17 protein-coding genes and 1 tRNA gene are annotated in these 25,916 nt (G+C 43.5%); 5 read left to right on the forward strand and 13 right to left on the reverse strand.

Annotated elements, in window-relative coordinates:
- Positions 1-65 precede the first annotated feature (65 nt).
- Complete coding sequence (locus HC965_RS16100) at positions 66-3,131, reverse strand: TonB-dependent receptor (protein ID WP_191032412.1); 3,066 nt, start codon at positions 3,129-3,131, stop codon at positions 66-68.
- A 247-nt stretch (positions 3,132-3,378) separates the two neighbouring features.
- On the opposite strand from HC965_RS16100, the gene HC965_RS16105 reads away from it, so the two are divergent.
- The 5 genes from HC965_RS16105 to HC965_RS16125 all read left to right on the forward strand — a co-directional run bounded on the left by HC965_RS16105 (position 3,379) and on the right by HC965_RS16125 (position 7,801).
- Entirely contained in the window at positions 3,379-5,013 is a 1,635-nt protein-coding gene (locus HC965_RS16105; protein ID WP_191032413.1) for a tetratricopeptide repeat protein, read from the forward strand.
- A 278-nt stretch (positions 5,014-5,291) separates the two neighbouring features.
- Positions 5,292-6,350 (forward strand): hypothetical protein, encoded by a 1,059-nt coding sequence (locus tag HC965_RS16110; protein ID WP_191032414.1) that lies wholly within the window; start codon positions 5,292-5,294, stop codon positions 6,348-6,350.
- A 34-nt stretch (positions 6,351-6,384) separates the two neighbouring features.
- Complete coding sequence (locus HC965_RS16115; RefSeq protein WP_191032415.1) at positions 6,385-6,741, forward strand: hypothetical protein; 357 nt, start codon at positions 6,385-6,387, stop codon at positions 6,739-6,741.
- Between the two features lie 38 nt (positions 6,742-6,779).
- A complete protein-coding gene (locus tag HC965_RS16120) occupies positions 6,780-7,244 on the forward strand; it encodes a PH domain-containing protein (protein ID WP_191032416.1) in 465 nt (154 codons plus the stop codon).
- A 194-nt stretch (positions 7,245-7,438) separates the two neighbouring features.
- The gene (locus HC965_RS16125; RefSeq protein WP_191032417.1) at positions 7,439-7,801 is read left to right on the forward strand and encodes a hypothetical protein; all 363 of its coding nucleotides are present in this window, start codon (positions 7,439-7,441) and stop codon (positions 7,799-7,801) included.
- Positions 7,802-7,883: 82 nt separating this feature from the next.
- Here HC965_RS16125 and HC965_RS16130 read toward each other — a convergent pair whose 3' ends face one another.
- The 12 genes from HC965_RS16130 to HC965_RS16185 all read right to left on the reverse strand — a co-directional run bounded on the left by HC965_RS16130 (position 7,884) and on the right by HC965_RS16185 (position 25,907).
- A complete protein-coding gene (locus HC965_RS16130) occupies positions 7,884-8,774 on the reverse strand; it encodes a PfkB family carbohydrate kinase (protein ID WP_191032418.1) in 891 nt (296 codons plus the stop codon).
- Between the two features lie 60 nt (positions 8,775-8,834).
- Positions 8,835-8,916: transfer RNA gene (locus tag HC965_RS16135), tRNA-Leu, on the reverse strand.
- 72 nt (positions 8,917-8,988) lie between these two features.
- A complete protein-coding gene (locus HC965_RS16140; RefSeq protein WP_191032419.1) occupies positions 8,989-10,011 on the reverse strand; it encodes a S41 family peptidase in 1,023 nt (340 codons plus the stop codon).
- A 50-nt stretch (positions 10,012-10,061) separates the two neighbouring features.
- Positions 10,062-10,922: a DUF3316 domain-containing protein gene (locus HC965_RS16145; RefSeq protein ID WP_191032420.1), complete on the reverse strand. Its 861-nt coding sequence runs from the start codon at positions 10,920-10,922 to the stop codon at positions 10,062-10,064.
- Entirely contained in the window at positions 10,922-13,567 is a 2,646-nt protein-coding gene (locus HC965_RS16150; protein WP_191032421.1) for a DNA gyrase/topoisomerase IV subunit A, read from the reverse strand. Before HC965_RS16150 ends, HC965_RS16145 begins: the two co-directional genes overlap by 1 nt.
- 135 nt (positions 13,568-13,702) lie before the next feature.
- A complete protein-coding gene (locus tag HC965_RS16155; RefSeq protein ID WP_191032422.1) occupies positions 13,703-15,034 on the reverse strand; it encodes an MFS transporter in 1,332 nt (443 codons plus the stop codon).
- 103 nt (positions 15,035-15,137) lie between these two features.
- Positions 15,138-16,889, reverse strand: coding sequence for a RagB/SusD family nutrient uptake outer membrane protein (locus HC965_RS16160; RefSeq protein ID WP_191032423.1), 1,752 nt, complete (start codon positions 16,887-16,889; stop codon positions 15,138-15,140).
- A 22-nt stretch (positions 16,890-16,911) separates the two neighbouring features.
- Positions 16,912-20,457 carry a TonB-dependent receptor gene (locus tag HC965_RS16165; RefSeq protein ID WP_191032424.1) on the reverse strand — a complete coding sequence of 1,182 codons (3,546 nt, stop codon included), beginning with the start codon at positions 20,455-20,457 and terminating at the stop codon, positions 16,912-16,914.
- Between the two features lie 23 nt (positions 20,458-20,480).
- Positions 20,481-21,467, reverse strand: a complete 987-nt coding sequence (locus tag HC965_RS16170; RefSeq protein ID WP_191032425.1) for a FecR family protein — start codon at positions 21,465-21,467, stop codon at positions 20,481-20,483.
- Positions 21,468-21,634: 167 nt separating this feature from the next.
- The gene (locus HC965_RS16175; RefSeq protein WP_370539985.1) at positions 21,635-22,567 is read right to left on the reverse strand and encodes a glycerophosphodiester phosphodiesterase family protein; all 933 of its coding nucleotides are present in this window, start codon (positions 22,565-22,567) and stop codon (positions 21,635-21,637) included.
- A gap of 19 nt (positions 22,568-22,586) precedes the next feature.
- Positions 22,587-23,468, reverse strand: a complete 882-nt coding sequence (locus HC965_RS16180; RefSeq protein ID WP_191032427.1) for a PL29 family lyase N-terminal domain-containing protein — start codon at positions 23,466-23,468, stop codon at positions 22,587-22,589.
- 18 nt (positions 23,469-23,486) lie between these two features.
- Positions 23,487-25,907, reverse strand: a complete 2,421-nt coding sequence (locus HC965_RS16185) for a PL29 family lyase N-terminal domain-containing protein (RefSeq protein WP_223854918.1) — start codon at positions 25,905-25,907, stop codon at positions 23,487-23,489.
- Between the last annotated feature and the right edge of the window lie 9 nt (positions 25,908-25,916).

Below are 25,916 nucleotides of genomic sequence, written 5' to 3' on the forward strand. Positions count from 1 at the left end.
CCGCATGGAAACTTGGGTGTGGTGTCTCATCACCCGCATGGAAACTTGGGTGTGGTGCCTCACCACTAGAAAGTTAGGTTGATTCCGAAGGTGTAGACTGCCGGTACGGGATAACTGCCGTTATCTACGCCGAATGCGGTAGCCGTGCCACCCAGTTCCGGTGTATATCCGGTGTTATGCTTCCATGTCTTCAGGTTCTGTATGTTGACATAAACTTTCAGGGCTTGCAGGCGTATTTTGGCGAGTAAGCTCTTGTCGAAAGAGTAGGCTAGTTGTACATTACGGATACGGAAGAATTTACCGTTCTCGATGTAATAATCCGAGTTCATTGTATTGATGGAATGTTTGGTATTCAGCAACGGTTGGCTGTTTGAAGTACCTTCTCCGTGCCAACGGTCCATGCGTTGTGCCAGGTAGTTGAATTGGGCAAAGTTGTAATTATCCCAGGTGCGATAAATTTTGTTTCCGCCTTGTCCCATCATGTCAATGCCCAGCGACCAGTTCTTGTAGTCCACTCCGAGAGAGAAACCGTAAGTCACCTTCGGCGTCGGGTTACCTATCATTGTACGGTCTTCCGGGGTAATCTTTCCGTCACCATTTACGTCGGCGAATTTCAGGTCACCGGGGGTAACTGTGGCGAGGGTATTCTCGGGAGAAGAGTTGATGTCAGCCTGTGACTGATAAACACCTGCCACCTTATATCCATAGAAGTATCCGATAGGATAACCTGCCATCGTATAACTCTGCTGCTTATCTCCGGCAATGATAGAATATCCGTCCTGAACGAGGCTCTTTACCTCATTCTTGATGGTAGTAAGGTTGGCACTAACGGAATAACCCCATTCGCCGATTCGGTCACGCCAGGTTACTGCCATTTCCACACCTTTGTTCTGAATCTGTCCCAAGTTACCGATGCCGGGGATAGTTCCTGAAATACCGGGAACTTCAGCGAGCAAGTCTTTGGTATTCTTCATGTAATATACACCCTCGAAGTGCAAGCGGTTGCGAAGCAGATTCGTTTCAAAGCCGGCTTCCCAGGCTTCCACCTTTTCCCAGCGAAGATTCGGGTTGGGCAGATAGGCAAGCTGGTATCCCGGATAAATGATAGAAGGCCGTCCGAACACTGCTGAATAAGCATTGGTCAATAACGGTTCGGCAGGATAGGCTTTATCCAGGTTCTGATTACCCAATGTACCGTAAGATGCCTTGATTTTCAACATGTCCAGCCACTTGATATCTTTCATGAATTCCTCTTCACTCATCAGCCAGCCGCCGCCCAGTGAGAAGAAGTTCTGCCATTCGTTGCCTGTATAGGAGAAGGCAGAAGAGCCGTCCCGGCGGAATGAACCATTGAACAGATATTTGCCTTTATAATTATAGATGACACGTGCAAGCATAGACAGGGTGCTGCGTTCCCATTGCGTACTACCATTGGTGGCAGTAGCAGCATCTCCGATGCTGACAAACCATTTGTCCGGGTCATCGGGAATGACTAAGCCTACTCCCTGTTTGCGTGCTCCGTCCAGTCGGCTCAATGAGTTATAATAGGTCGTAAAGCCCGCAGTGGCTGTCAGGTTATGATTCCCGTTATCAAAGCTGTTGGTATATGTCAGTACGTAGTCACTCTGCACTTTCGTTTCAGTTTCCTTGAACTGGCTGACTTCCGTCTTTCCTGTACCCAAAGTAGAAACATCTCCTTTCACCGTAGAGTCGTACACTTTGATAATAGGAGTGTATGTCCGTCCGTTATTGGATGCATAATCCATGGAGAATGTCGCCCTGAAATTGAAATGTTTCAGAAAATCCACTTCGCCGAAGATATTTCCCGATGCACGGTAGTTCTCGGCTTTGGTAGTATTGGCTTTCAGTCCGACGTCTACCATCGGGTTGTTAATCTGTGCTTTCTGAAACTCGGGTAAAGAGGTATATAGCCCATATTCGTTGTTATATACCGGAGCGATAGGAGTGGCGCGAAGTGCGTTCAATACCTGTTTGGAATCCGCAGGGAGCATACGTGCACCGTTAAATTGGAAACCGACTTTCAGGTAATCTGTGATTTTATAGTCATTGCTGGCATTGATAGTCACCTTGCTGAATTTCTCATGCTCGATGTTACCTTGCTCATAAGAATAACCTACACCCAGGTAGAAACTATGTTTGGGTGAAGCGCCTGTGATACTTATATTATTGTTGGTGATAAAGGCTGTCTGGAAAATCTCGTCCTGCCAGTCGGTGTTTGCATCCCAGCCGGTATAATCGAACGGAGCATCTCCTTGATTGGCAAGCTGCTCGTTATACAACTCTTTGAATTGCGAGGCATTCACCATTTTCACCTTATCCACTACTTTCTTGAAGCCGAAGGAGGTGTTTATATTCACCAATGTCTGTCCTTCTTTCGCTTTCTTGGTGGTGATGATAATAACACCGTTCGCACCACGGACACCGAAGATGGCCAGAGATGACGGGTCTTTCAGAATCTCCATAGACTCGATATCCTCAGGGTTGAGGAAGTTGATATTATCGTTGAATAGTCCGTCAACGATATACAGAGGTTTGTATCCGTTGATAGAGTTTGTACCGCGAATACGGATTTCCGGGTCGGAACCGGCACGTCCGGAGTTTACAATTTGTACACCTGCCACCTTGCCTTGCAGGGAAGAAAGCGGATTTGTAGCCGGCTTATTGGCTATTTCTTCTCCTTTGACGTTGGTGATAGAACCTGTCAAGTCTCTTTTCTTTGCACTACCGTATCCGATAACGACTGTTTCGGCTAGTACTTGCGAGTCTTCTTTCAAGGTGACGTTGATAACGTTCTGTGCTCCCACTTTGATGCTTTGTGAAGTCATACCTACGTATGAAAATACAAGTACGTCTTCCGGAGTGACGGAGATTGAATATTTACCGTCCATATCCGTGATGGTTCCGGTGGAAGTTCCTTGTACGAGTACCGATGCACCGATTAATGGCTCATTGGCAGCATCCGTCACTGTTCCTGTCACCGTCTTTGTCTGTGCAAAGGCAGCTGCGGAAACCAGTAGCAGGCAAGTGAGCGCAATGACGCCCTTTAGCCTGGTGGCTTTTGTCTGAAGATGTTGTAAAAGTCTAGTCCTCATTGCATTAAATTTTTCCATTTGTTACTATTTAGGTTGAAGTCTTTTTTCTGCCGTCTGCCGGCGAAAGTAACAAAGGAAACAAACCAGACTCAAAAAAGATTTTGGAAAAAGAAAGAATGCTCGATTTTAACATTGAGAATTACTCTTTTTGTTATGAAAGGTGCAACAAGGTGATTTCTTCGAATAATGTTTGGAAGAATGTATATTATTTGCTACATTGCTGTCTCTTACCTGTAAATCGTATGCTATGAGGTACTGTCTCGTTATGATTTTGATTCATACAGTTGCTGTTGTATTCTTTGTATCTTCCTGTCAGAAAGATAGCAGCTCTGAATCATGTCTTTCGGAATATGTTGATTCGCTTATGCAAGTATCTCCGGATAGCGCTTTGTTAGTTCTTAATTCTATCGTTCACCCTGAAAAACTTTCAAAAAAAGACAGAGCAGATTATGCAATTATATATTCCCGTGTACAAGATCAACTGTGTATACGCCAAACGAGTGATTCGTTGATTCGGGAAGCGGTTAAATATTATGCCGGAGAGCTAAATCGGCAGAAAGAAATGGAAGCGTATTATTACTTGGGATGTGCCAATAAAGATATGCGCAGAATGAAATTGGCGGTAAATGCATTCTTAAAGTCTTTGGAGATAATGCCGGCAAAGTCTGAAAGTATATATTTAGGGGCAATTTATACAAAATTAGCTGCTTGTTATGAAGATCAGGATATGTATGTCGAGGCACTGGATATGTATAGAAAAGCGTGTAAAGTGTATCTTGAATTGCATGATGAGAAGAATCTTTGTAATAGTTATCATGGAATAGCAGTTGTACATCATTTATGTAATCAACCGGATAGTTCTCTTTTATATTATCAAAAAGCTTTGTCTATAGCCGAAACTTACAGTGATAAGCGGTGGCCTTATCTGATATTAAGTGATATGGCACGAATTTATTATGAAAAAAGGGATTATCGAAAGGCGCATTGGTGCATATCATTATCTCTTGCTATTGCGCCTTCGAAAGATAAACTGTGGTCAGGGCATCTTTTGAAAGGAAGAATTTTGAAAAGTATGCATCAGGCCGATTCTGCCCGTTATTATTTTAATATAGCTAAAACCTCTCCTTATATATATAGTCATGCAGGTAGTTATTATGAACTTTATGATTTGGAAAAGACTGAAGGTGATTTCTCAGCCGCAGTGGCTGCTGTCGATTCTTTTCTGATATTGTCTGATTCGATACAGAAAACGACTAATGCGCTGGAAATTGAAAGAATGAGAGCTAAATACGAAGCGGGATTATTGCAACGGCAGTTATCTTCGGATTATAGAATCAAACTGTTATCATTGGTCAGTATATGTGTGTTGATAATTCTTGTATTTCTTTTAAAGGACAGACGACGAAAAAATAAAGTGATTAGGCTGCAAGGGCAAATCAATAGTTTAAATGCTGCTACTTTGCAGAAGCTATCTTCTGGCGAAGACGGAGAATCTATTCCTATGGAATCAGAAAAGGATACTTTTGAAAAGCATTTTAAAGCAAAGCTGGAATTATCTTTGCAGTTATATAGGGAAACAGATATTTATAAGAAAATTCGTGTAATTGAGAATGATGAGTTACGGCATAAAGTTCATTTGAATGCAGGCGAGCGTCAAAAGACCTGTGAAGAGCTTTATAAGAACTTCAGTGATTTGATGACTGATTTGAAATTGCAGTGTGCTAGTTTGACAAAACAGGATATCCTTTATTGTATATTTCTAGCAACGGGATGTTCTAAATATACGATTCTGCTTTGTACCAGTACGTCCGAGGGAGCCTTTAAGACTCGGAAAAGCAGGATTAAAGAGAAACTTGGTGATGAGCTTTTTAAACTTCTTGTTGATAAGGAACGCTGCTAAATAAGTATTTATATCTATATTTCAATTATGTAATTCTTTCTGTATCTTGCTTTGTAACCCAAATTGTAACTTCATTTACTTGATAATCTTAAGAAAACGACTTTAATTTGTCTTTATCAATAATCTTATGGATGTCTGTATTGGACAAAATGAATTTAATGCTTATGAATGTCATCTTTAAGTTGGGAAAGAATAGGTTCACCTAGATTATTCCTCTATTGCAGTAATGGAGGAATATTTGATGTAATTTATAATTCTAATTTTAAATCATAGCTGTTATGAAAAAAAATAATCTATATATAATATACCTGTTAATGGCTTTTGTTCAAATTGCATGTACGGAGAATTTGGAGGTGAATCAAGATTTGGAGATGCAGAAAGAAAGTGTACTCACTAGGTTTGAACAGTTTGAAGAGTATGCAAAACTACATAGTGAAGGCTTGAATAAGATATTTCTAGTAAGTAAAGAAGAGAATATGAGTTTTAGTAAGCTTGATGTAGAAACAGATCATTTTATTTTGGAAACTGTAACTAATATGGTGAAATGTGATTCTCAATTTGCACGGATTATTGTGAATGATAATCAAAGAAAAGACTGTCTTAATCATTTAGAAAGCATTGTAAAAGAACGACCTTGTATACAGGTAAAGAAAACTCAGAGTAGAAGTGATGCTATGCCAACTGATAATCCTGATTCAGAAGACCCCATAACTGTATCTGACTATGCTCGCAGTTTAGAAGAGCAGATAGCTACATCAGAATTAGTTACTAATGCTCAACGTCAGGAATTATCTGAAATATATACTGTAGAAGTAGGAGCTAAAGAAATTATGGAAGCTGAAATACAGAAAATAATAACTTCGTCTTTATTTTTGAGCTTATCAGAAAAGGAGCAAAATGATCTTTTGATTTCTGCAGCTGTTTATATTGATTCTGCGAATTATTGGATGGAGCACTTGGATGAGTGGATGTCAGGTGTAGATGGTGCTGTAGTAGCCACTCGTGGATGGTCTGATTTGTGGGGGAAAGTGAAACAAGTTGCCCGGATAGATGCTGATGGAGCATTTTGGGGAGCTATTGGAGGGGCAATTACAGGTGCCATCGGTGGTGCAGGTGCCGGGACGATGGCAGGAGGTGTTGGAGCAGTTCCCGGCGCAGCCGTTGGAGCGTATTACGGTGGAATTGGTGGGGCGCTTTCAGGCGCAATTATTGAATCTGCTCGAGGATCTACTTTAATGAGGTGTAGTGATCAGACGACATCTACGGGGGACTCCACAGAGACTGCAAGTTCTACAGATGCAACAGAAACAACTAGTGCAACTCCTTATGTTGAATAGAATTTAGTCTTTTATTTACATTAGAACGATAAGAATGAAAAAACAAAATCACTTTTATGTATTAGGAGTATTTATACTGCTGGATATTATTTTTACTTCCTTATTCTATATAAATGGTAGTAAGCTTGGGCTAGGTATTGTATTACTGTCACAGATACTTTACGTTGTAATGCTTTTGTTTCTTAAAGTTAGAAACGATAATTCTGTCTCTCAGAAAATGTGTATTATTGAGTCCTATGTTTATTTCATAGTAGTATTTTGGGCAGTAATAAGCTTTTTGAGAGGAGTTGAGTATGGCTGGAAATGGTCTCTCTTAGCGGCTGTAATTGTGGGTAGTACTGTTGGCTTTTTATTCTTCAGGCATTTCCACGACACAAATAGCTTAATGTGATAGTACGGATAGGACTTCTGTTAATTATTTAGGAATGTATGAAATATTTCTTTTTGCCTGATTGGCTTGTGACTATATTATCATTGATAGCTTTGGCAGCTATTGTTATAATGATTAATAATATTTTTCAAAGTAGGGAATGGTATTCTATCGTTCTGTCTGCATTGGGGGTACTGATTCTTTTGTTTTTTGCACTTAGAACTCCATATTGCGTTACAGTTACTGACGATTATATTAAAGTCCAATCTGTAATTGGGAACAAGAGATTTGAGAAGGCAAAAATAAAAATAGAGAGTATTACTAAAAAAGATTTGTCTGATAGCTACAGAGTTTTTGGAAATGGGGGCTTTGGCGGGTATGTTGGAAGATTTCGTTCACCTAAACTAGGTAATTTTAAGATGATGATTGTCAGACAGTCCGATATGATAAAAATAACAGAGCTTGGTACAGGACAGGTTTATATAATTAATTACCCCAAACAATTGTTACCAACTTCGAAATAAGTATCATTACTTGTTTTGTGCGGCAGAAAATTTCAGGATTAAAATGAATCTGAATTTTCATAGTCAATATCATTAAAATGACGGTTGGCGTGCGAGTAATAGAAGGGTGTATAGGTGGTATTTTATTGCATATTCATTGTAATAACCTACTGCTGTTTATAATGGAGATGATGAAACGTTAAATATATAGTATTATGAAATATGTAAAAGATAATTTGGCTGATATAATCATTCTCATTCTACTGGTTATCTGGGGAATATATGACTTGTTTATGTACCAGTTTGTATGTGATGATTTAATATCTATTGCTGTTGGCTTTAGTTTGGCTTGTTTGTTCCCTTGGTGCTGTAAGGGAACAAATGAACGATTCTTAAAAGTTAGGAATAAAGCTTTGCAGTATTCTTTTACATTTCTAATTTCTCTATTTTGTGCATTAAAAATTGTAGAGGTTTTACGTGAGCACTCCATCGAAGTTAATGCTATAAAAGTGATTTTTGTAGGTGTCTTCTTACAAAGTGCATATTTTTTGATAATGAAACAAAGAATTAATAGATAGTCTTATATCTTGATATGCTTTGAGTGGAAAACTTCAGGATTATTTTCAATCCTGAAGTTTTTGAGTGTAAATGAAGGAACGATTAAAACATCTCTTCCGCAGTTTTCATACATTGAATGACATCTTCCTTTGTTCCGCTGAAAGGACCGGATTTCTCTATTTTCAATGTAGACATAGCTGCCGCAAAGCGTCCTGCATCTTCGATACTTGCACCTGATACCCGTTGGTACAGGTAACCGATAGTATAAGTGTCTCCACATCCTGTTGCATCCACTACTTCTCCAGGCTTATATGCCGGGATGCGATAAAAGTCGGTTCCGTCGAAAATAAGCGAACCCATGCTTCCGAGGGTGACTAATACTTCTTTTACTCCCCATTCATATAACCGGCGGGCGGCTTCGTGCGGGTCGGCAAGACCTGTCAACACTTCCATCTCGTGTTCGTTGACTTTTAGGAAGTGGATATATTGAAGTGCTTCCCGTTTATCTGTCCAGTCTACAGGATACACGTGCGTGTCACGTACTTCGCGAAGGTAACCTTGTGAGTCTACCGCAATCAATCCTTTTCGGGAAAGTTCTTTGATTACTTCTAATGAGAAATCATCAGCCAGCAAAGAACCGAGATGATAAATCTCCGCATTCACTCCTTCCAGTTCGGTAGCGGTGAACGGGTCGGCTTTGGCTAATACACGTTGGGTGCGGTCGTCAGGGTTGGCACCGTAGATATTTTCGAAATATACCGAATACTTGCTGGGTAGTGCGGTTACATCAATGTCAAGTTCGCGTAGTTGTTCTACCACATTCATTTCGGTAGCACCGACTGCTGTCACCAATGCGTAGTCAATATCATTAAAATGACGGATGGCGTGCGAACAATAAAAAGCAGTTCCGCCCGGCATATAGACCGTGTTTTGCGGGGTAACGACTTTGTCCAGTGTGATGTGACCGATACAGCAAAGTTGATGTTTATTCATGTCTTATCAATTAAAAAAGCCTCCAAGATGGCATCTTGAAGGCTTCTAGTTTTATTTCTGTGCGGATGATAGGACTCGAACCTACACGCCTCACGGCACCAGATCCTAAGTCTGGCGCGGCTACCAATTACGCCACATCCGCATGCGTCGCTTTTTGTTTAGCGGTGCAAAGATAGGAAGATTTTCTGATTTGACAAATAATTCGGAAATAAAGTTATTCACTTAATATCTCGAATGCCTTTTCTATCAGAGTATCTTTATGCTTAAGTTGGTCTGATTCAGACATATTGATAGCGACGTTCGGTGCTATGCCTTCCTCCAGCAGTTGCTCATTTTTGTCGAAGTGCGGGCTGGCAGAGAAGCGGATGCTCCATCCGTTCGGTAATTCCGATGAGAAAGGCAGTCCCGAACCGCCACCGGTCCAGTCACCGACCTGGATAATTTCTGTATCCTCTATACTGCGCATTGCATTGACAAAATCGTTTGTTGCACTATAACAACGGCGGTTCGTTAATATGACAACCTTCTTCTGCCACCGGATACTGTTGGATGGCTCCAGGTAGATTGGTTCCATCTTGGAGAAATCATTATGTCCCGGTCCGGTTTTATGCTGAATATATCCGGTCAGCGTCTTTTTATTGGTAAAGCGAGCGGCGATACGGGTAGAATTAGTAAGGTTTCCTCCCCCATTATCACGTACGTCAATGATTAATCCGTTGCAAAGTTCTAAATATTTGAGAACCTCGTCCAAGTTACCATTCCCGACTCCTGCGCTGAAACTTTCGTAACGGATATATCCTATATTATTATCGAATATCTTATATTTCAAGCCGGAAGCGGTGTAATAACCACTGCTGGCACTGCCCAAGTAAGTCTGATAGAGAATATCCTCCCGGTAGTTCCAGTCATAACCCTGATACCAGTCGTCATAAAAAGAAGTGCGCTTGGCAGAGGAAAGATTGACATGTCCGTCTTTCAGTATATATAGCATCTGACTCAAAATATCAAACAGGTCATCGTTGGACATAGTCGGTATAATCAGTTTCCTGTATTCTTCGTGAACGGCATCCCAGTCTATACCTTTTGCTTCCAGAAAACAATACTGTTCGTCAATGATCTTCCATAGTTGCTCGAAGTTGCCTACAGGATCATTGGCATACTCATCCTCTCTGATACAGCCGGTCAGTATCGGCAGGCAGCAGAACAGCAAAAGTATTTGTATAATCTTATTTCTCATTCTTGTTATCTCTCACACTTTGAAGTTTCAACATTAAATTTTTTGTTCTCTTAATAAGCTCTTACCGCAGAGGGCAAGACTGATTCTTTATTATTTCGGATACGGTATAGGTCTTTCACAAATCCTACCATGAATACATGAGAATAGGTATGTGTCTTGATATTATTTACTTTGTACTGCTGCAAATCCGCCAAATAGCTGAATCGCATTTTAGTACATCCTATCGGAAGGTCGACAGTCAGCATCTGCCGGAGTGAAGGCTGATTGTGCAGGGAAGTGAATTTTACCACTCCGCTGGAGTTGCCCAGAGAGAAAATCTCGTAGTATGACTGTCCGTAGTGCGGTGAGAACAATACTCCCATAACAGGAAGATTGACCTGATAGCGCAATACCATCGGGTAACGTTTGATTTTCAGATGCCAGATTGCCATTCCCGAAGCATCCAAATTTACATAAGCTCTTGCGGAAGCAGGATTATTCGTATTCCGGAGATTGTAGACAAAACCACCGTTGGCATCAATTAATCCTCCTGCCAGTAATTTAAAGTTTTCTGTCAGGCGGAACTGGTAATGAAGTCCGTAGTTCCAGTTAACCAGACCGGAGAAAGTATTATTATTGTCGGCACGGTTGTGCGTATAGCCAACGTCTGCCTGGAAGAAATTCTGGACAGATATATTTCCATCGAACAGCTTGGTCATCCGAATCGTTTCGCGGGAAACACGGAAGTCGATTCCTTTGTATTCCTGGGGCGAAAGATAGGTATCGAACACATTGGTAAATCCGATACCGTACATGGTGGCACGCGTTACATAGCGATGGGTTTGCAGACTGTCCGTCTGTGCCTGTAATTTTGTGCAGAGGGCGAACAGGATACATCCTGTCAGCCCCAAGTATATTAGTTTTTTCTTCATCAGAATAACTTCATCTGCCCGGTGATTTCGTCAATAATATCTCCTTCACTTTTGTCGCTGTCCGGGTCCAGGTTCTCCGGTTCTTCTTCCGGTTCATCCTGTGATGACTGTTCGGGTTCAGGGAAACGGGTCGGTTCAAGTTCGTTAATCGTTTCCACCGTATAGGTAGTGATACGTTTACCTTTCGCCTTGAATCCTTTGACAGCGATAAATTCTTCCGCGTCGATTTCCAATGCTTCCCGGAAGCTGTCATGTCCTCCGAATACCACTTCCAGGCGTGGGTAGTATTCATCGGTCAGTAAGATGAGACGATTATTCTTGTTCTCGCCCAGGTAGTTCTGCTTACGGTTGGAACCTTCAAAGCAGAAACGTTTCAGATACGGATAATTCTGTTGGTCGGCATCATTAAGCGCAGCAGTCCATATCTTGTTGGGGTCGAACTTCTCGACGATGCTCACGTTATCCTCGTAGTGATTGCTCAAATCAAAATTGCTGGTGTAGAAGTCGCCGTTGTTCAGAACAACCAGTATGGTGTCGTCACTCTGGAATTCACCCAGATATTCACCCCGTCCGTCATAGTTGAGACGGAGGATGTCACGGTCAAACCATACTTTACGTCCACCGAGCGTAGAACCACCTTTCTGTTTCAGGGCAATCTTGTGTACCGGTAGGCGGGTAAGGATAACTCCCTGTGCCTGTCGGCCTTTGATGCTTATTTCACTGAAGTCACGCTCAAAGATGATACGTCTTACACGTGGATTCGGTTTCAAAGTCACTTTGATGATTTCAGCTTCCCCGTTCGGGTTGGCGCTGAAATAAGTGATGCGTGATTCGGGTGTTCCCTGTGTGACGTCATATTCGCGGTCGCGCACAACGGAAGTCACTGCAAAACGCTTGATGTACGTCGTACCTTCCTTACCGTCACGATAGGTGACATTGTAGATGGTACGCTTATCGTTCTTCTTGAATACGTTGACATAAAGGACGTTCTTGCCGACAAACTTCTTATCAGCAACAGGCGTGACGAGGTATTTACCGTCACGGAAGAAGATGATGACATCATCAATATCCGAGCAACAAGCCACAAATTCGTCCTTCTTCAAAGCAGTACCGATAAATCCTTCTTCGCGGTTGATATAAAGTTTTTCGTTCGCTTCCACTACTTTGGCGGCTTCGATGGTGTCGAAGTTGCGCAGTTCCGTGCGGCGCGGGAAGTTCTTGCCGTATTTGTTCTTCAACATCTGATACCAGTTGACGGTATAGTCAACGATATGTGCCAGGTGGTTGTCGATTTCGGCAATTTCTTCTTTCATCCGGGCGATGAGTTCGTCCGCCTTGTCCGAGTTGAATTTCAGGATACGTCCCATCTTGATTTCCATCAGTTTGAGAATATCCTCTTTGGTCACTTCGCGGATAAACTGCGGGTAGTAGGGCGTCAGACGCTCGTCGATATGTGCGCAGGCAGCGTCCATATCCTTGGACTGTTCGAACTCTTTGTCCTTATAGATACGCTCTTCGATAAATATTTTCTCAAGAGAAGAGAAGTGCAGAGCTTCCAGTATTTCGTTCTTCTTGATTTCCAATTCCTGCGTCAACAAATCCAGCGTATTGTCTGCCGACTTTTTCAGGACTTTACTGACAGTGAGAAAGTGTGGTTTGCTGTCGTCGATAACACAGCAGTTGGGCGAGATGCTTACTTCGCAATCTGTGAAAGCATAGAGGGCGTCAATCGTTTTATCCGATGATGTTCCGGGTGCCAGGTGCACCAATATTTCTACGTTGGCAGCCGTGTTGTCGTCTACCTTACGAATCTTGATTTTTCCTTTATCAACAGCTTTCAGGATGGAGTCGATGACAGAAGAAGTAGTCCTGCCATACGGAATCTCTGTGATGGAAAGCGTCTTGTTATCCAGTTTGTTGATTTTGGCACGCACTTTCACAGCTCCGCCGCGTTCTCCGTCGTTGTACTTGGCTACGTCGATAGAACCACCCGTCTGAAAATCGGGATACAGTTGGAATTCCTCTCCGCGGAGATAATTGATGGAAGCATCACAAAGTTCATTGAAATTGTGCGGCAATATCTTGGAAGAAAGCCCTACGGCAATACCTTCCACTCCTTGCGCCAGCAATAACGGGAATTTCACAGGAAGAGTGATCGGTTCCTTGTTTCGTCCGTCATAAGATTGTTTCCATTCGGTAGTCTTGGGATTGAAGACAACATCCAAAGCAAACTTGGAAAGACGTGCTTCGATATAACGGGGAGCGGCGGCACCGTCTCCGGTAAGGATATTACCCCAGTTACCCTGGCAGTCTATCAGTAAATCTTTCTGTCCGAGTTGTACCAAGGCATCTCCAATGGAAGCATCACCGTGCGGATGGAACTGCATGGTGTGTCCCACAATGTTGGCAACTTTGTTATATCGTCCGTCGTCCAGACGCTTCATGGAATGTAGGATACGTCGCTGAACAGGCTTTAAACCGTCGTTAATATGCGGAACGGCACGTTCCAGAATCACATACGAAGCATAGTCCAAAAACCAGTTTTGGTACATGCCTGTCAGTTGATGCTTAACGTTTTCGTCCCGTGCGTTCGCCGGTTTGTAGTCTGAATGTTCTTCCGGTAGCTCGTTAATTTCGTCACTCATATATCAATCTTCGCTTTGCTTTTAAAACAAATTATCTTCTGCACATCAAAAAAAGGGGATGTGCACGCAAAAATACGAAATAAATCCATATGAGGACGAAAAGAACTCACGTTTTTTATGATACTGACAGCTTCATTAATCCTTTGTTTTCACATTCCAGACCAATAATGCGAAAAAGACGGAAAGCAATGCCGCTCCAATCCAGAAAATATTGATGTAAGAAAAATCATAGATTTCCTTGCCGTCAACGATACTTTTGTGCCCTTCGATAAGGACGCCGCTCATAATATCCTGTATGCCGGCACCGATATAGCTGGCAACTCCCACGATGCCCAATGCCGCTCCCGAAGCATTGCGGGGCGCAATGTCGACAGCCATCAGCCCGCCGAGGAAACATAGAAGCACTCCGATAGCAGTCCCGAACAGAATCATAGCTACCACATCCAACCAAAAATGAACACCCGGAACGAGTAGGAACAGGCAGAGGGCGACAACGTTCATAAGCCCGAAGATTAGTGCAGGCATATTGCGGCGACCACCGAAAAACTTGTCGGAAATGACTCCTGAGAACATGGTACCGATAACTCCGCATACCGAACTGATGGAAATAATAAAACTGGCATCCAAAGTGGAATATCCTTTTTGTGCTTCCAGATAAAATACTCCCCAGCTATTGACCGCATAGCGGCTGATATACATTAGTGCGCTGGACAATGCCAGTATCCATATGGCGGGCATACTTAATGCTTTTCGCTGCGCTTTGTTGAAATCGGCCTGACTTATCGTGTCTTCTGTTTTTAACTTCGGGTGATTGACCGGAGGGAGCCCTTCACTTTCGGGTGTGTCATGGAAAAAGTTCCATACAATAAGAGTCCCGATCAGTCCGATGATTCCTGCTCCGAAGAATCCGTATCTCCATCCGAGTACACTTACGATAGAAGCTATGATGATAAACGTCATTGCTTCGCCAATGTTATGACTCGCAGACCAAAATCCATAAAACGATCCTCGTTTCTTATCACTGAACCAACGCGAGAGACCGACAACACAAGAGGCGGCACCCATTGACTGAAACCATCCGCTGATTCCCCACAGAATTGCGAATAATATAAACGAATGAGCGAAACCTAAACAAAGATTGACTAAAGCAGTCACCAAAAGACCGGTGGACATGAAATGACGGATATTGCTGCGGTCTGCCAGGAATCCGTTGGTGAATTTTCCTATCGCATATGTAAAGAACAGCACGGCACCGATAATGCCTAATTCAGTCTCCGAGAAAATTCCTTCGTCAACAATCGGCTTTTTGATTACATTCAGGCTAAGACGGCACACATAATAGATGCCATATCCTGCAAGAGCGGATAAAAAAGTAGCCCATTGCAGTTTCTTGAGTTTGTGGGGATTCTCCTGTAAGGTGGGAGAAGGGGTGCTGATACGATAGAAGTTTATGATTCTTTTTAACATGATAATAGAATGTTTGTTGCCCGGGAAAGGGCAATAGTTATAGGGAAGGTGCATCGAACTCACTCGATACACCTTCTTCTGAAAAATGTTATTTGTATTTTGATTAGTAGCTTAAACCATCTTCCCAACCCGGATTCTGGCTTAACACACCTTGAGTCAGTACGCGTTGGTCAGCAGGAATCGGCCATAGATAATCTCTTTCTTCTTTCCAGTCCTTGCCGTAAGTTACTTTAGGAAATCCGATAATATAGCCGGACGTTCCGTTGGAGAGATAAATATCCTTGTCCAGTTTCTTTTTGTTGTCGCATTGTGAAGTTGCCGTTGTTTCATAGATTTCCAGGTCAGGTGTTCCGTCACCATCCATATCATACGTTCCCACTCCGGGAATATAGAGCCCGAGATAAGGAATATAGTGGTTGAACATCTGTTTCCCTTCTTTCCAGCGGAATAAGTCCCATTGTCTCAATCCTTCCATAACCAGCTCGATGGTGCGCTCCCGACGAATTTCGAGGATGACGCCTTTGTTAGCTCCCTGGTCGACGTTCGGGTAGCAGGCAGCGAGATAAGCATCCGGTTTGCCGTTGGCATCATCAAGAATAAGATCCGGCATTTTGGCACGTGTACGTATTTTATTGACAGAGATATCCAGGTCTTCTTGTTTGAGAGTACCTAATTCCGCTTTTGCTTCGGCATAATTCAGATAAACTTCCGCTGCCCGCATCAAAGGCCAGTCGGACGTACTTTTAGCTGCTCCGTCATGGTCTTTGCTGCTTACGAATTTGATAGGCTTGTAACCGCAATAAGCACTTAAATCATTGGCGGTAACGGTTGTTTCTCCCTTTTGGATATATTTCGGACAGAGTACGGTTTGTTCCAGACGGGGATCGCGGCCTTTTACTTCATCTGTATAAAACATCGTTTCATACCCCTCCTTATCCGTGAACCGGCTGCCGTCCAACATCAGATAATGATTCATAAATCTGCGGGTAAAGCCCATTTGCAAGTTGGCAATGCTGAACTGTACGGAATGGGATAATTGTAATCCTTCAAAATTATAGGCGCGTGCCAGTACTACTTCCGTTGCTTTGGCCTGGTCTGCACAGAATAAATCCCGGTAAGGTTCTGTCCCTTCTTTGTACAGGCTGAATCCGCTTTCATCAATAAACTGCTTCGCCGTACTGGCGGCAGCTTCCAGGTACTTTTCATAATTATCCATACCGTGATACTTCCGGTAGGTTCCTTCGTATAGCGCAGCTTGACTTGCAAACGCTAAAGCTGCCCATCGGGTAACACGGGTATTCCGGCTTTCCTTACTTTTGGCGGGCAGATTAGTCGCGGCATCTTCAAAGTCTTTGAGTACCTGATCCATTACGAATTCACGGGAATCTCTTGCTTTAGCCAGCAATTCCTGATCTTCCGAACCCAACACCTGGTCGTACCAGGGTACATCTCCATAACGGCGTACCTTTACAAAGTAGAAATAAGCCCTGAAGAATTGAGCCACACCGTTGTATTCATTACGGGCTGTCTCATCATCGCAATTCGAAGAATGTTGCAGGAAATAATTGATATGGCGGAGCTTTGACCAGGACCATCCGGTTTCGCTGGCAGCCGAACGCGTACCTTCAATCACTTGTCCCATCCCTTTGTCAATCATATCATCGGCATTCATTCCTGCCGAGGCATCCGGTTCGTCCAGTAATGTATAAAACTGGTTTGTCCATAACTCCAGGTCGGACTTGTTTTTAAAGTAATTATCCGGTGTCACTGCATTTTCCGGCAGAAGGGTTAAGTCACAACTACTGAATAGTGCGGTGACCATTCCCAAAATTATTATTTTGTTGATAGCTTTCATACTATATCTGATTAGTCATTAATTAAAAAGTAATATCTACTCCGACCGTGTAAACGCGCGGATAAGCATAGCCGGAACCCGTGTTGGATGAATAAGTACTGCTGGAGATAGCCAATTCCGGGTCAATCGTTTTATTATGCTTCTTCAAAGGAGACCAATAGTATAGATTCTCTCCCGATACGTAAACGCGGACTTTCTCAAAGATACGTTTGCTGACAGGCAGGGTATATCCGATAGAGAGATTCTTGAAACGCAGATAAGCAATATTCTGTATATACCGGTCGTTGACTGTGCCGAGCGAACCGCCTGAATAGGATTGATATCCCCTGATGCGTGGGAAGAAGGCATTTCTGTTATCTTCCGTCCAGCAATCTTCCGGGAACGACTTCTCAACAAAAGAGGTGGAAGGGAAGGAGTAAGGGCCCCAAAAAGAATTGGAACCTTGTGATGTCGAACTGTAAGTCGGATACCAGTCTCTTTTTCCGATTCCCTGGAAAAAGGCGGATACATCAATGCCGTTCCAGCTTGCACTCAGGCGGAAGGAGTAGTTATATCTCGGAGTTGTATTTCCGATGATACGTTTGTCACCTGGATCGTCCACTGTTCCGGCTCCGGCTCCGATCACATTGTCGCCATTCAGGTCGGCAAAGCGTACGTCGCCGGCACGCAGATAACCGTCTACCTTGCTGCTGTAAACACGTCCGTTAACAGCCTTGTCGTTGATTTTAGCCTGATATTCCGCAGCTTCCTTGTCCGTTTTGAACAATCCGTCTACTTGATATCCCCATATTTCACCCATCTTCTTACCTACATAATGGTCGGAAATCAGCTTGTCGGGATTGTTGTACTTGGTGATTGTACGCTGATAGTCGCCTAAAGTGGCTTGTATCCCGTATCTGAAAGGCTTGTTGGCTACTTTGAACGAGTCATTCCAGGAGACGGATAATTCCCAACCGTTTGTCCGTAAGTCGGCACAGTTGGCTTTCGGAGTGGAAGCGCCATATACATCGGGCAGAGTCAACGAAGTAGTCAGCATATCGGTCGTTTTACGGACATAGTAGTCGGCAGTCACACTTAACCGGTTGTTCAGGAATGACATATCTACTCCGGCATTATAGGTTGTAACAGTTTCCCAGGTCAGGCCGGAAGAGATAGGATTGGATATTTTTGCATAATATGCCTTGCCTTCTCCGTCGAAAGTGTAATTGAATTGGTTATCGGAAGTGATGGTTTGCAGGTAGGCATAATAATCTACCTGTTGATTTCCCAGGCTACCTACGGAAGCACGCAGTTTGAGACTGCTCCACCAGTCGCTTACCGGCTTGAAGAATTTCTCTTCCGAGATTCTCCAACCGGCTGAAACCGAAGGAAACACTCCCCATCTGTCTCCCTCCGCAAACCGGGAAGAACCGTCGGCACGGCATGACACTTCAAGCAAGTATTTACCCATGTAGTCATAGTTGATACGTCCGAAGAAGCCGAGTGTCTTGTAGGCATTGATATCCTGTGATACGGTAAGCACACTTTCCGGAGTTACAGCAGAAAATGAGTCCAGGTTGTCATTGGACAAGTTAGTCATGGATGTGTCCTTATTGACATTCCGATAGGTTTCATACTGACTACCTGCCACTGCTTTGAAATTATGCTTTTTTGCCCATGTATGTTCATAGGTCATATAATAGTTCAGCATATGAGTGACCGGGAAATATTCATCTTCTTCGTAGTTGTTGAAAATACTTCCGGAAGTAAAGGTCTGTGTCACTCCCTCGCTGCGTGAATAATCGAATGAATTATTCCGGTAGCGATATAGCTGCTTTCTTTGTTGATAACTGTAATTGGCGGTCAGTGTCAGTCCTTCCAGCAGAGTCAGGTCTATTTGGTTGACTACGGACAGAAGAGTCCTTGATTTCGTGTTATGTCCCCTCCGGGATGTCAGATATCCACCATCGCCGGCTCCGAGAGGAGAGTTGGCGTAGAGTTGGTTGGTGTATTGCACGATGCTGCCATCCGGGTTGAAAGGCACGAATGACGGACTGATATTCGATTCCAGGCGGGCGATGGTCATGGCATAGTTGGACGTACCATTATATTTATAATTATTATTGTCCAACCCGACGTTTGTCGACCATTTAATCCACTTGTTCAGTTGAGCATCCATCTTGGCGCGGAAAGAATAATCCTTGTAAAGGTCCTTGTCAATATTGAACATGCCATACTGTTGATAGTAACGTCCGCTGATGTAGTAATTAACCTTTTCACCTCCGCCGGTAATGGAAACATTGTGCTCCATTTGTGGGCGGGTACGATTGTAGAAATAGCCATACCAGTCTGTATTACCATAATAATAGTACTTGCCGTCATCTCCGGTTTCCACCCACGGACGTTCCGGATTTTCAGTCATATCGTTCCGGCGGTCGTATAGCTTCTGGAGTTCTTCATCTTCGTACAAATACATGTTAACCCCATTGTATGCATTGTAGAATTTGTTGGCGAACGTGACATAATCGTATCCGGTGCGGATAAAGTCGGTAGACGTCGTATTCTGCGTCCATCCGAAACGGCCGTTATAACTGATTTTTGCTTTCCCTTTCGCTGCCGCGCTACCTGATTTGGTCGTGATAAGTACGACACCTGCCGAGGCTTTTGCTCCGTAGATGGCACATGATGAAGCATCCTTCAACACTGAAATAGATTCGATATCATTGGCGTTTACCTGATTCAAGGGAACTTCCACGCCGTCACAAAGTACCAACGGAGAACCGCCGTTAACGGAAATACCCCCACGGATATTCAATGAATATCCCGATTCGGGAGAGCCGGTTCCGAAAGTCAGGTTGACAGCCGGGTCAGCCCCCTGCAACGCATTGGCGGCTGATACTACCGGGCGGTTGTTCAGATCCTTGCTCGAAATCGTTGATACCGCACCTGTCAGGTTACTTCTGCGCTGGCTGCCGTAACCTACTACGACCACTTCATCAATCATCAGACTGGAAGGAACCAACCGGATGGTTTTCATCTGTCCGTCTTTGGCATGAACGGTAATCTTCTCATATCCCACATACGAAACTTCCAGCGTGCAAGGAATGAATCCTTCCAGGGAAAACTTGCCATCCAAATCGGTAATTGCTCCCTGTGAGGTTTCCTTGATAATCACGGAAGCACCGATGACGGGATTACCCTCTTCGTCATAAACAATGCCGGCAATTGTCTGTTGTTTCTTTTTCTCGCCGGGTTTCTGCTGGCTTGTCCCCGTTTTCTTACTGATAATGATGCTATGCCCGTTGATTGTATAACTCACGTTCTGTCCCACGAATATCTGATCCAGGATCCTGTTGATGGGCGCATCTTTTGCATTGACAGACACTTTCCTATTCATGTTGATCTCGGATGATTTGATTACAACTGAATAATTTTTGGTCTTATGTAAAGCTTCTATCGCTTCTTTTACTGTAACATTCTGTAATTGTAAGGTTATGTCTTGTGCTAGAACAGGTTGAGAGAAAATTATCATCACACAAGCAAACCAGATTGTTGATATATATTTTCTATAAATATTAGTTTGCTTCATATTAGGTTACACTACTGCTGATTTTATTGAGTCGCAGAGGTAATCATGATTACTCCTTGACTCCGGGTTATGGACATTTGTCCGTCTGTATTGAGATTGGATAAAATCTCGTCGAGAGTTTCCCCGTTAGTGAAGTAAGCAATGTAGTTGCTGTCGCCTAACTTTTGATCTAATATGATGATTCTGGTATCGAAATAATATTCCAGTTCCTTCACAATGTCACTGAGGGGAAGATTACTGAAATAGAATCCTTCGTTTTTTGCCGGACACTTGTACATAGTAGCAAGGAACGTATCGCGGACAATCTTCTGTGAAGTCCGGTTATACTGAATCATCTCTCCTTTTTTCAGAATCTCATTGGGATGAGCGGGAGTTTTGAACAGTACCGAACCTTCTACGAGCGCAACTTCCACGGTTTCAAGGTTTCCGTAAGCGCGAAGATTGAATTTCGTACCCAGCACCTGCACATGGACGTCACCGGCAGAGATGATAAAAGGCTTGCCCGGGTTCTTGGCCACTTCGGCAAAGAGTTCTCCACTGACAAATATTTCTCTTTTATCTTCTGTGAAGTCGGATGGATAGATAACCCGTGTGCCTGAATTGACATGGAGTTTGGTGCCATCCGAAAGAGTGAGTGTCTGCTGCATACCGTGCGGTACGGTGATATCATTCCAGTGTGTATTCGCTTTCTTGTCAAGAAGCAAATATCCGGCTAAAAACAAAAGTGGGATGAAAAGGACTGCTGCCACCCGTTGTGTCCAGCGAATAGTACGCCGGAACTTAGGCTGTAATGTGCGAACCTGTTTGGGCTGAGTCGCTTCTTGAAATTTCAGAAAGGCTTTTTGAGATAACTCGCGATCTTCCACCTGAATTTCAGAAATGATCTCACGGAAACGTTGGTCTACCTGATCGTTATCATTTTCTGTCAACCACTTTTGGATTTCTATTTCTTCCTCGTGAGAACACTTGTCGTAGAAATAATCTTTTAATATGTCGTTGGTTATCTTCATAGCGTATCTGTTTAAAGTACAAAAATGCATCTTTTTTCTTGATCTGTGAATATATTAGTTGATTATTTCCGAATAAGGTGTTCTATCAGGGATAGATTTATATTCTTAATCTGATCTCATGTTCATAAGCATTCGTTTTTCTCTTATGTAAATAATAAATTTTCAGGTTACTCGTGGCGTCCGATTTTCTTCAGGTAGCCAATCAGTAATTCCGGACGATCTGTCTGTATAATGGACGTTCCGAGGTCGAGTACTTTCCGATAGGCTTCCGCTCCGTGTTCGAAGGCGTAGTCATCGTATATACAGGCTTCTTCTCCTCCGCAGAGAGACGGCCACAGTGTATTTACCCAAATCTTGGAGTTTTGTGCGAGGATATCTTTCATGCACTTCTCAACTTCGGGAGTATTTTGTTGCCAGCATACTTCATAAGCCAAAGGGATGATTTTCTTGCTTATGTATTGCTGGAACAGTTTTTGTCCGCTGGGCTTATTGATATCAATAATAGGCATATACATCATCTCATGTTTATACTTCTTTGCCTGGGCTTCTACAAAGTCAACGGACTTTTTTCCTTTGATAAGGATTTGTTCCGTAACACCCAATTCTTCCGTGATAGCCATTACAAGGTCATAATACTGATAGCCCTGGTCGATATTGACGACAATCCGGTCTTTGCAGACTGCCAATGCTTCTTTTAAAGTCGGCATTTTGTATTTTGTCGGGCAGTTATGTCCTGTTTTCAAGTAACAACTTTGGATGTAGTCATAAGTCACTTCGCTTACTCTCCCTTTTCCGGTAGTCGTCCGGTCGATTGTTCCGTCGTGGCAGAGCACAAGTACGCTGTCGGCGGTCAGTTTCAAATCAAGCTCCATGACATCGACTCCCATCCGGATAATGGATTCGATGGCAGGAATCGAGTTCTCGGGATAGTCCCGCCAGTCTCCCCGGTGTGAAACCACTACTACATAATTACTTTTGGGATTGTGGATTTCATCTACAATCTTTTGCGCATGTGTCCTTTCCGGAGAAACAGGATTTGCGGCAAAAGAACTTAGGGTGAGCAATGCCAAAAGTCCGGCGTAGAAGATTCTTCTTTTCATATTCATATCGTTTTAAGGATTAATTTTTCTTGAATAAAAGTGGTCTGATAACCAAATGATGCAGGTCATAAGCCGTGATAATAACATGTCCCTCGTCAAATCCGTTTTCAAACGTGACCGTAAGAATACGGGTTTCTTTATCAAGCGTTGCTTTTACGTTTACTGCCTGGGCAATGGCGACAATAGCGTCTTCTGCCGATGCTCCCGTCACTTCGTATTCTATTTTTAAGGACTGGGATGTGTCACTTACAGAAGTGGCGGCATCCGATTTGAGTTTAAGATTCAGAGAGTTGAAAACTTCCAGTGTGAACTTCTCTCCGTTGCCTAAGGTGATTTCAAGATACCCGTCTTTGGTTTTGGTTATATTCTTGAAGATGCTGGTTTCGTCGGTTGTGGCTGTTACCGGGTTTCCTTTGTTGTCTTTCAGGATTTCACCGTCGACAGTCCAGTAACCGTCTGCATTTACCCCCATTTCGGGGGTATATCCGCAGACCGGGACTTTCTTGCCGGCATTATCCTTGAGCCAGTCCGTCGTATTGCCGGTAGTCGTTGTCCAGTAGTACAACTGGTCTTCGTCATTGAGACGTACACCCAGTACGGGAATTTCTATGACGTCTTCCCGGGTTGCCACAACGACAGCTTTTTCTTCATTATTACTATCCTTGTAAGTAATGACATATTGCCCGTCGGAATTTTGTGTGACGGAAGTGATGACATTTCCTCCTGTCAGATAGCCTAGTTTGGAAACTTCTTCGTTGAGTTTATCCGCTTTCTCCTGAAGGGCGGCAATCCGCTCCTTAAAGTCGTTGAGCTTATCTTGAATAGCAGAGTCGTCGTAATCCTTGCAACTGCTTACCAGCAGAGTCAGGAGCAGCGAACAGAAGATATATATTCTTTTCATGTCTTATTCCTTTCTTTTTTAGAAGTTTATACTAGGATCATAGTTCTTGTTTGAATGGCAGAATGCATTCTCGTTAGTTGCGTCCGGTGCGGAAGTCGGATCGTCTTTGTATTTGCTGTAGTCACCTACGTAGCCGCCGCATACACAGGCTTTACAGTTAATCCAGGTGGCGGTAGAAGCTCCCGAATAGCCGCATAACCAGCCCGGGCCGTGTCTGTTGGTTCCGTTTCCTTCGGTGAATACATCTCCCAAGACTGCTCCCTTGTTCACACAACCTATAATCTGTATGTTGGAGTGGCCGATAATACCTCCTGTGCGGACACTCAGGTGAGTCATAACGTTGCCGTAGTTCGTACATGATTCTACTGTACATTCCGGTTTCGTGCGTAGGTCATCCGTACCGCCTATAATTCCTCCCATACGTTTATAATTGTAGGTGACGCTCATTTCTTTACCTTCATATTGTCCTGCCTTGTCGTCCTCGATGGTTCCTCTGTTGTCGCAGTTATATACATTGCCATACATCAATGTGGCTACAATGCCGCCTGTTCTTCCGGTCGGACTGCTGATGTCGCCATGGTTGGTGCAATAACTTAACTTACCTCCTTCGGCTTTTGCCATGAAAGCGCAGATTCCTGCCGTTTGCATACCTGTACCGCCGTTGGCAGTGTTGCTGATACGACCGGTACGGACGAATCCCCTGTTGGCACAACCCTGTGTCTTGGATTCTCCTCCGATAGTGGTATTTATAATAGCACCTGCAAGGCCGGAAAGAGCTACGAATTCCCCGGATTTATTGTCGGCGGTAAAGTCTATATTATAATAGTTTGTACAGCCTTCTATCACAGAATTTTTGGCAAAGCAGACAAGAGGTGCGATGACCGTATATTTGGGGGCTGTTCCGCTCATTGTCCAGGTAACAGTCGTACTTGCATCTCCCAATGTCAGATTTTTGACAGTCGCATTCTCTATTGAACCGAATAATCCGTAGGATAATCTTCCGTTGGTGATATCCGAACTGCCATTCAGATTTTTAATCGCATATCCCTGTCCGTTAAAGACTCCGGTGAATGGATGTACGGCCACATAAGGTTCTGCTGTTGTGTGGTTGGAAGCGTCTATATCGCCTATCGGCGTCCAGTCCGTCACGGATGCCATGTCTATATCATTCAATAAGACGACTTCTCCTGCGTCGTTCTGCCAGCGTGAAGTGCTCGAGCCATTATTTACAGCTTTGGCAAAGTTCACAAGATCGGCTGTAGAACTGATGCCACCTTTATCTTCCACTTCTTTTGCTTCCTGTATGACGTTGATGCTGGAAGAAATATTGTAGAGCGAGTTGGAGAATGTTATCTTCCCGGTACGCTCGTCACCTGTCTCGTTGGACAGGATGGTGAAGGCATGAGTGGTTGTCACCAATGCACGGGTACCTTTATAAGTGATCCACTCATTTTCAGTGCTGACCTGATAAGATATATTGGCGGATATCTGCATCTCTATCTCCATTTGAGTTCCTTTGAGCTGGATAGGGCCGACATGTCCCTGATATTGCGGCTCATCCAAAATAGCAGTTCCGTATGTGAAATACACCGGTTTCAGCACGGTATTATTACCTGCACTTGCCAGTAACAGGATGTTTCCTTCTGTTGCCCCTTCTTTCATGGTGGCAGTAAGAGTAGAGGATGCTTTGTCTATTTTTACTTCCATATTATAGGCGGTGAACAGATCCACATATGCGTTCTCTGATTGGGTTCCATATATTTCGTATGGAATATTGACAGGAGTGGCATAATCCGTTACGGCATTGTACACCGGGCTGTTGAACCGGATGCCAAGTGCTTCTTGCAGGGTCATCCGCAACTCTTGCCCGTCAGCCAGAATAAATACGGCTTCTCCTGTCTTATCGTCTATATAGGCCGATTTGAATAACAGATTGCTTACATCATTAGCCAGTACACCGGTACTGGTTCCGTTTACACTCCAATATCCGTTTTCGTCTATCTGAACTTCGGGCATGATTCCGCCTACCGGAAATTTTTTTCCGTCACCATCAAAGATGAAGGTGTAGTTCTTGCCTTTGTCAGTGGTCTGTGCCCAATAGAGTTTGCCGTCATTATCTTGTAGGGCGGTGATGATGGGCAGTTTGGTTACTTCGTCCTGGGTGGCAATGGTTACAGTATGGGTTTCTCCGCCACTGTTACTGTAAGATATGACATAATTACCATCGGCATCCTGGCTGATTAAAGTAATGAACGAACTTCCCAGCACTTCGGACAGTGAAGCCATCTGTTCGTTCAATGTACGGGTCAGAGACTCGTAATCTCCAATCGTTTGTTCTATATCGTTGAGATCCTGCCATATCCGCTCGTCATCGTAGGAACTGCAACTTCCCAGGAAGCAGGCAGATATAAATAATGAGATTCCTATAAACTTTTTCATATATTCAGT

Source organism: Bacteroides sp. GM023, from assembly GCF_014750685.1.
Taxonomy (GTDB): domain Bacteria; phylum Bacteroidota; class Bacteroidia; order Bacteroidales; family Bacteroidaceae; genus Bacteroides.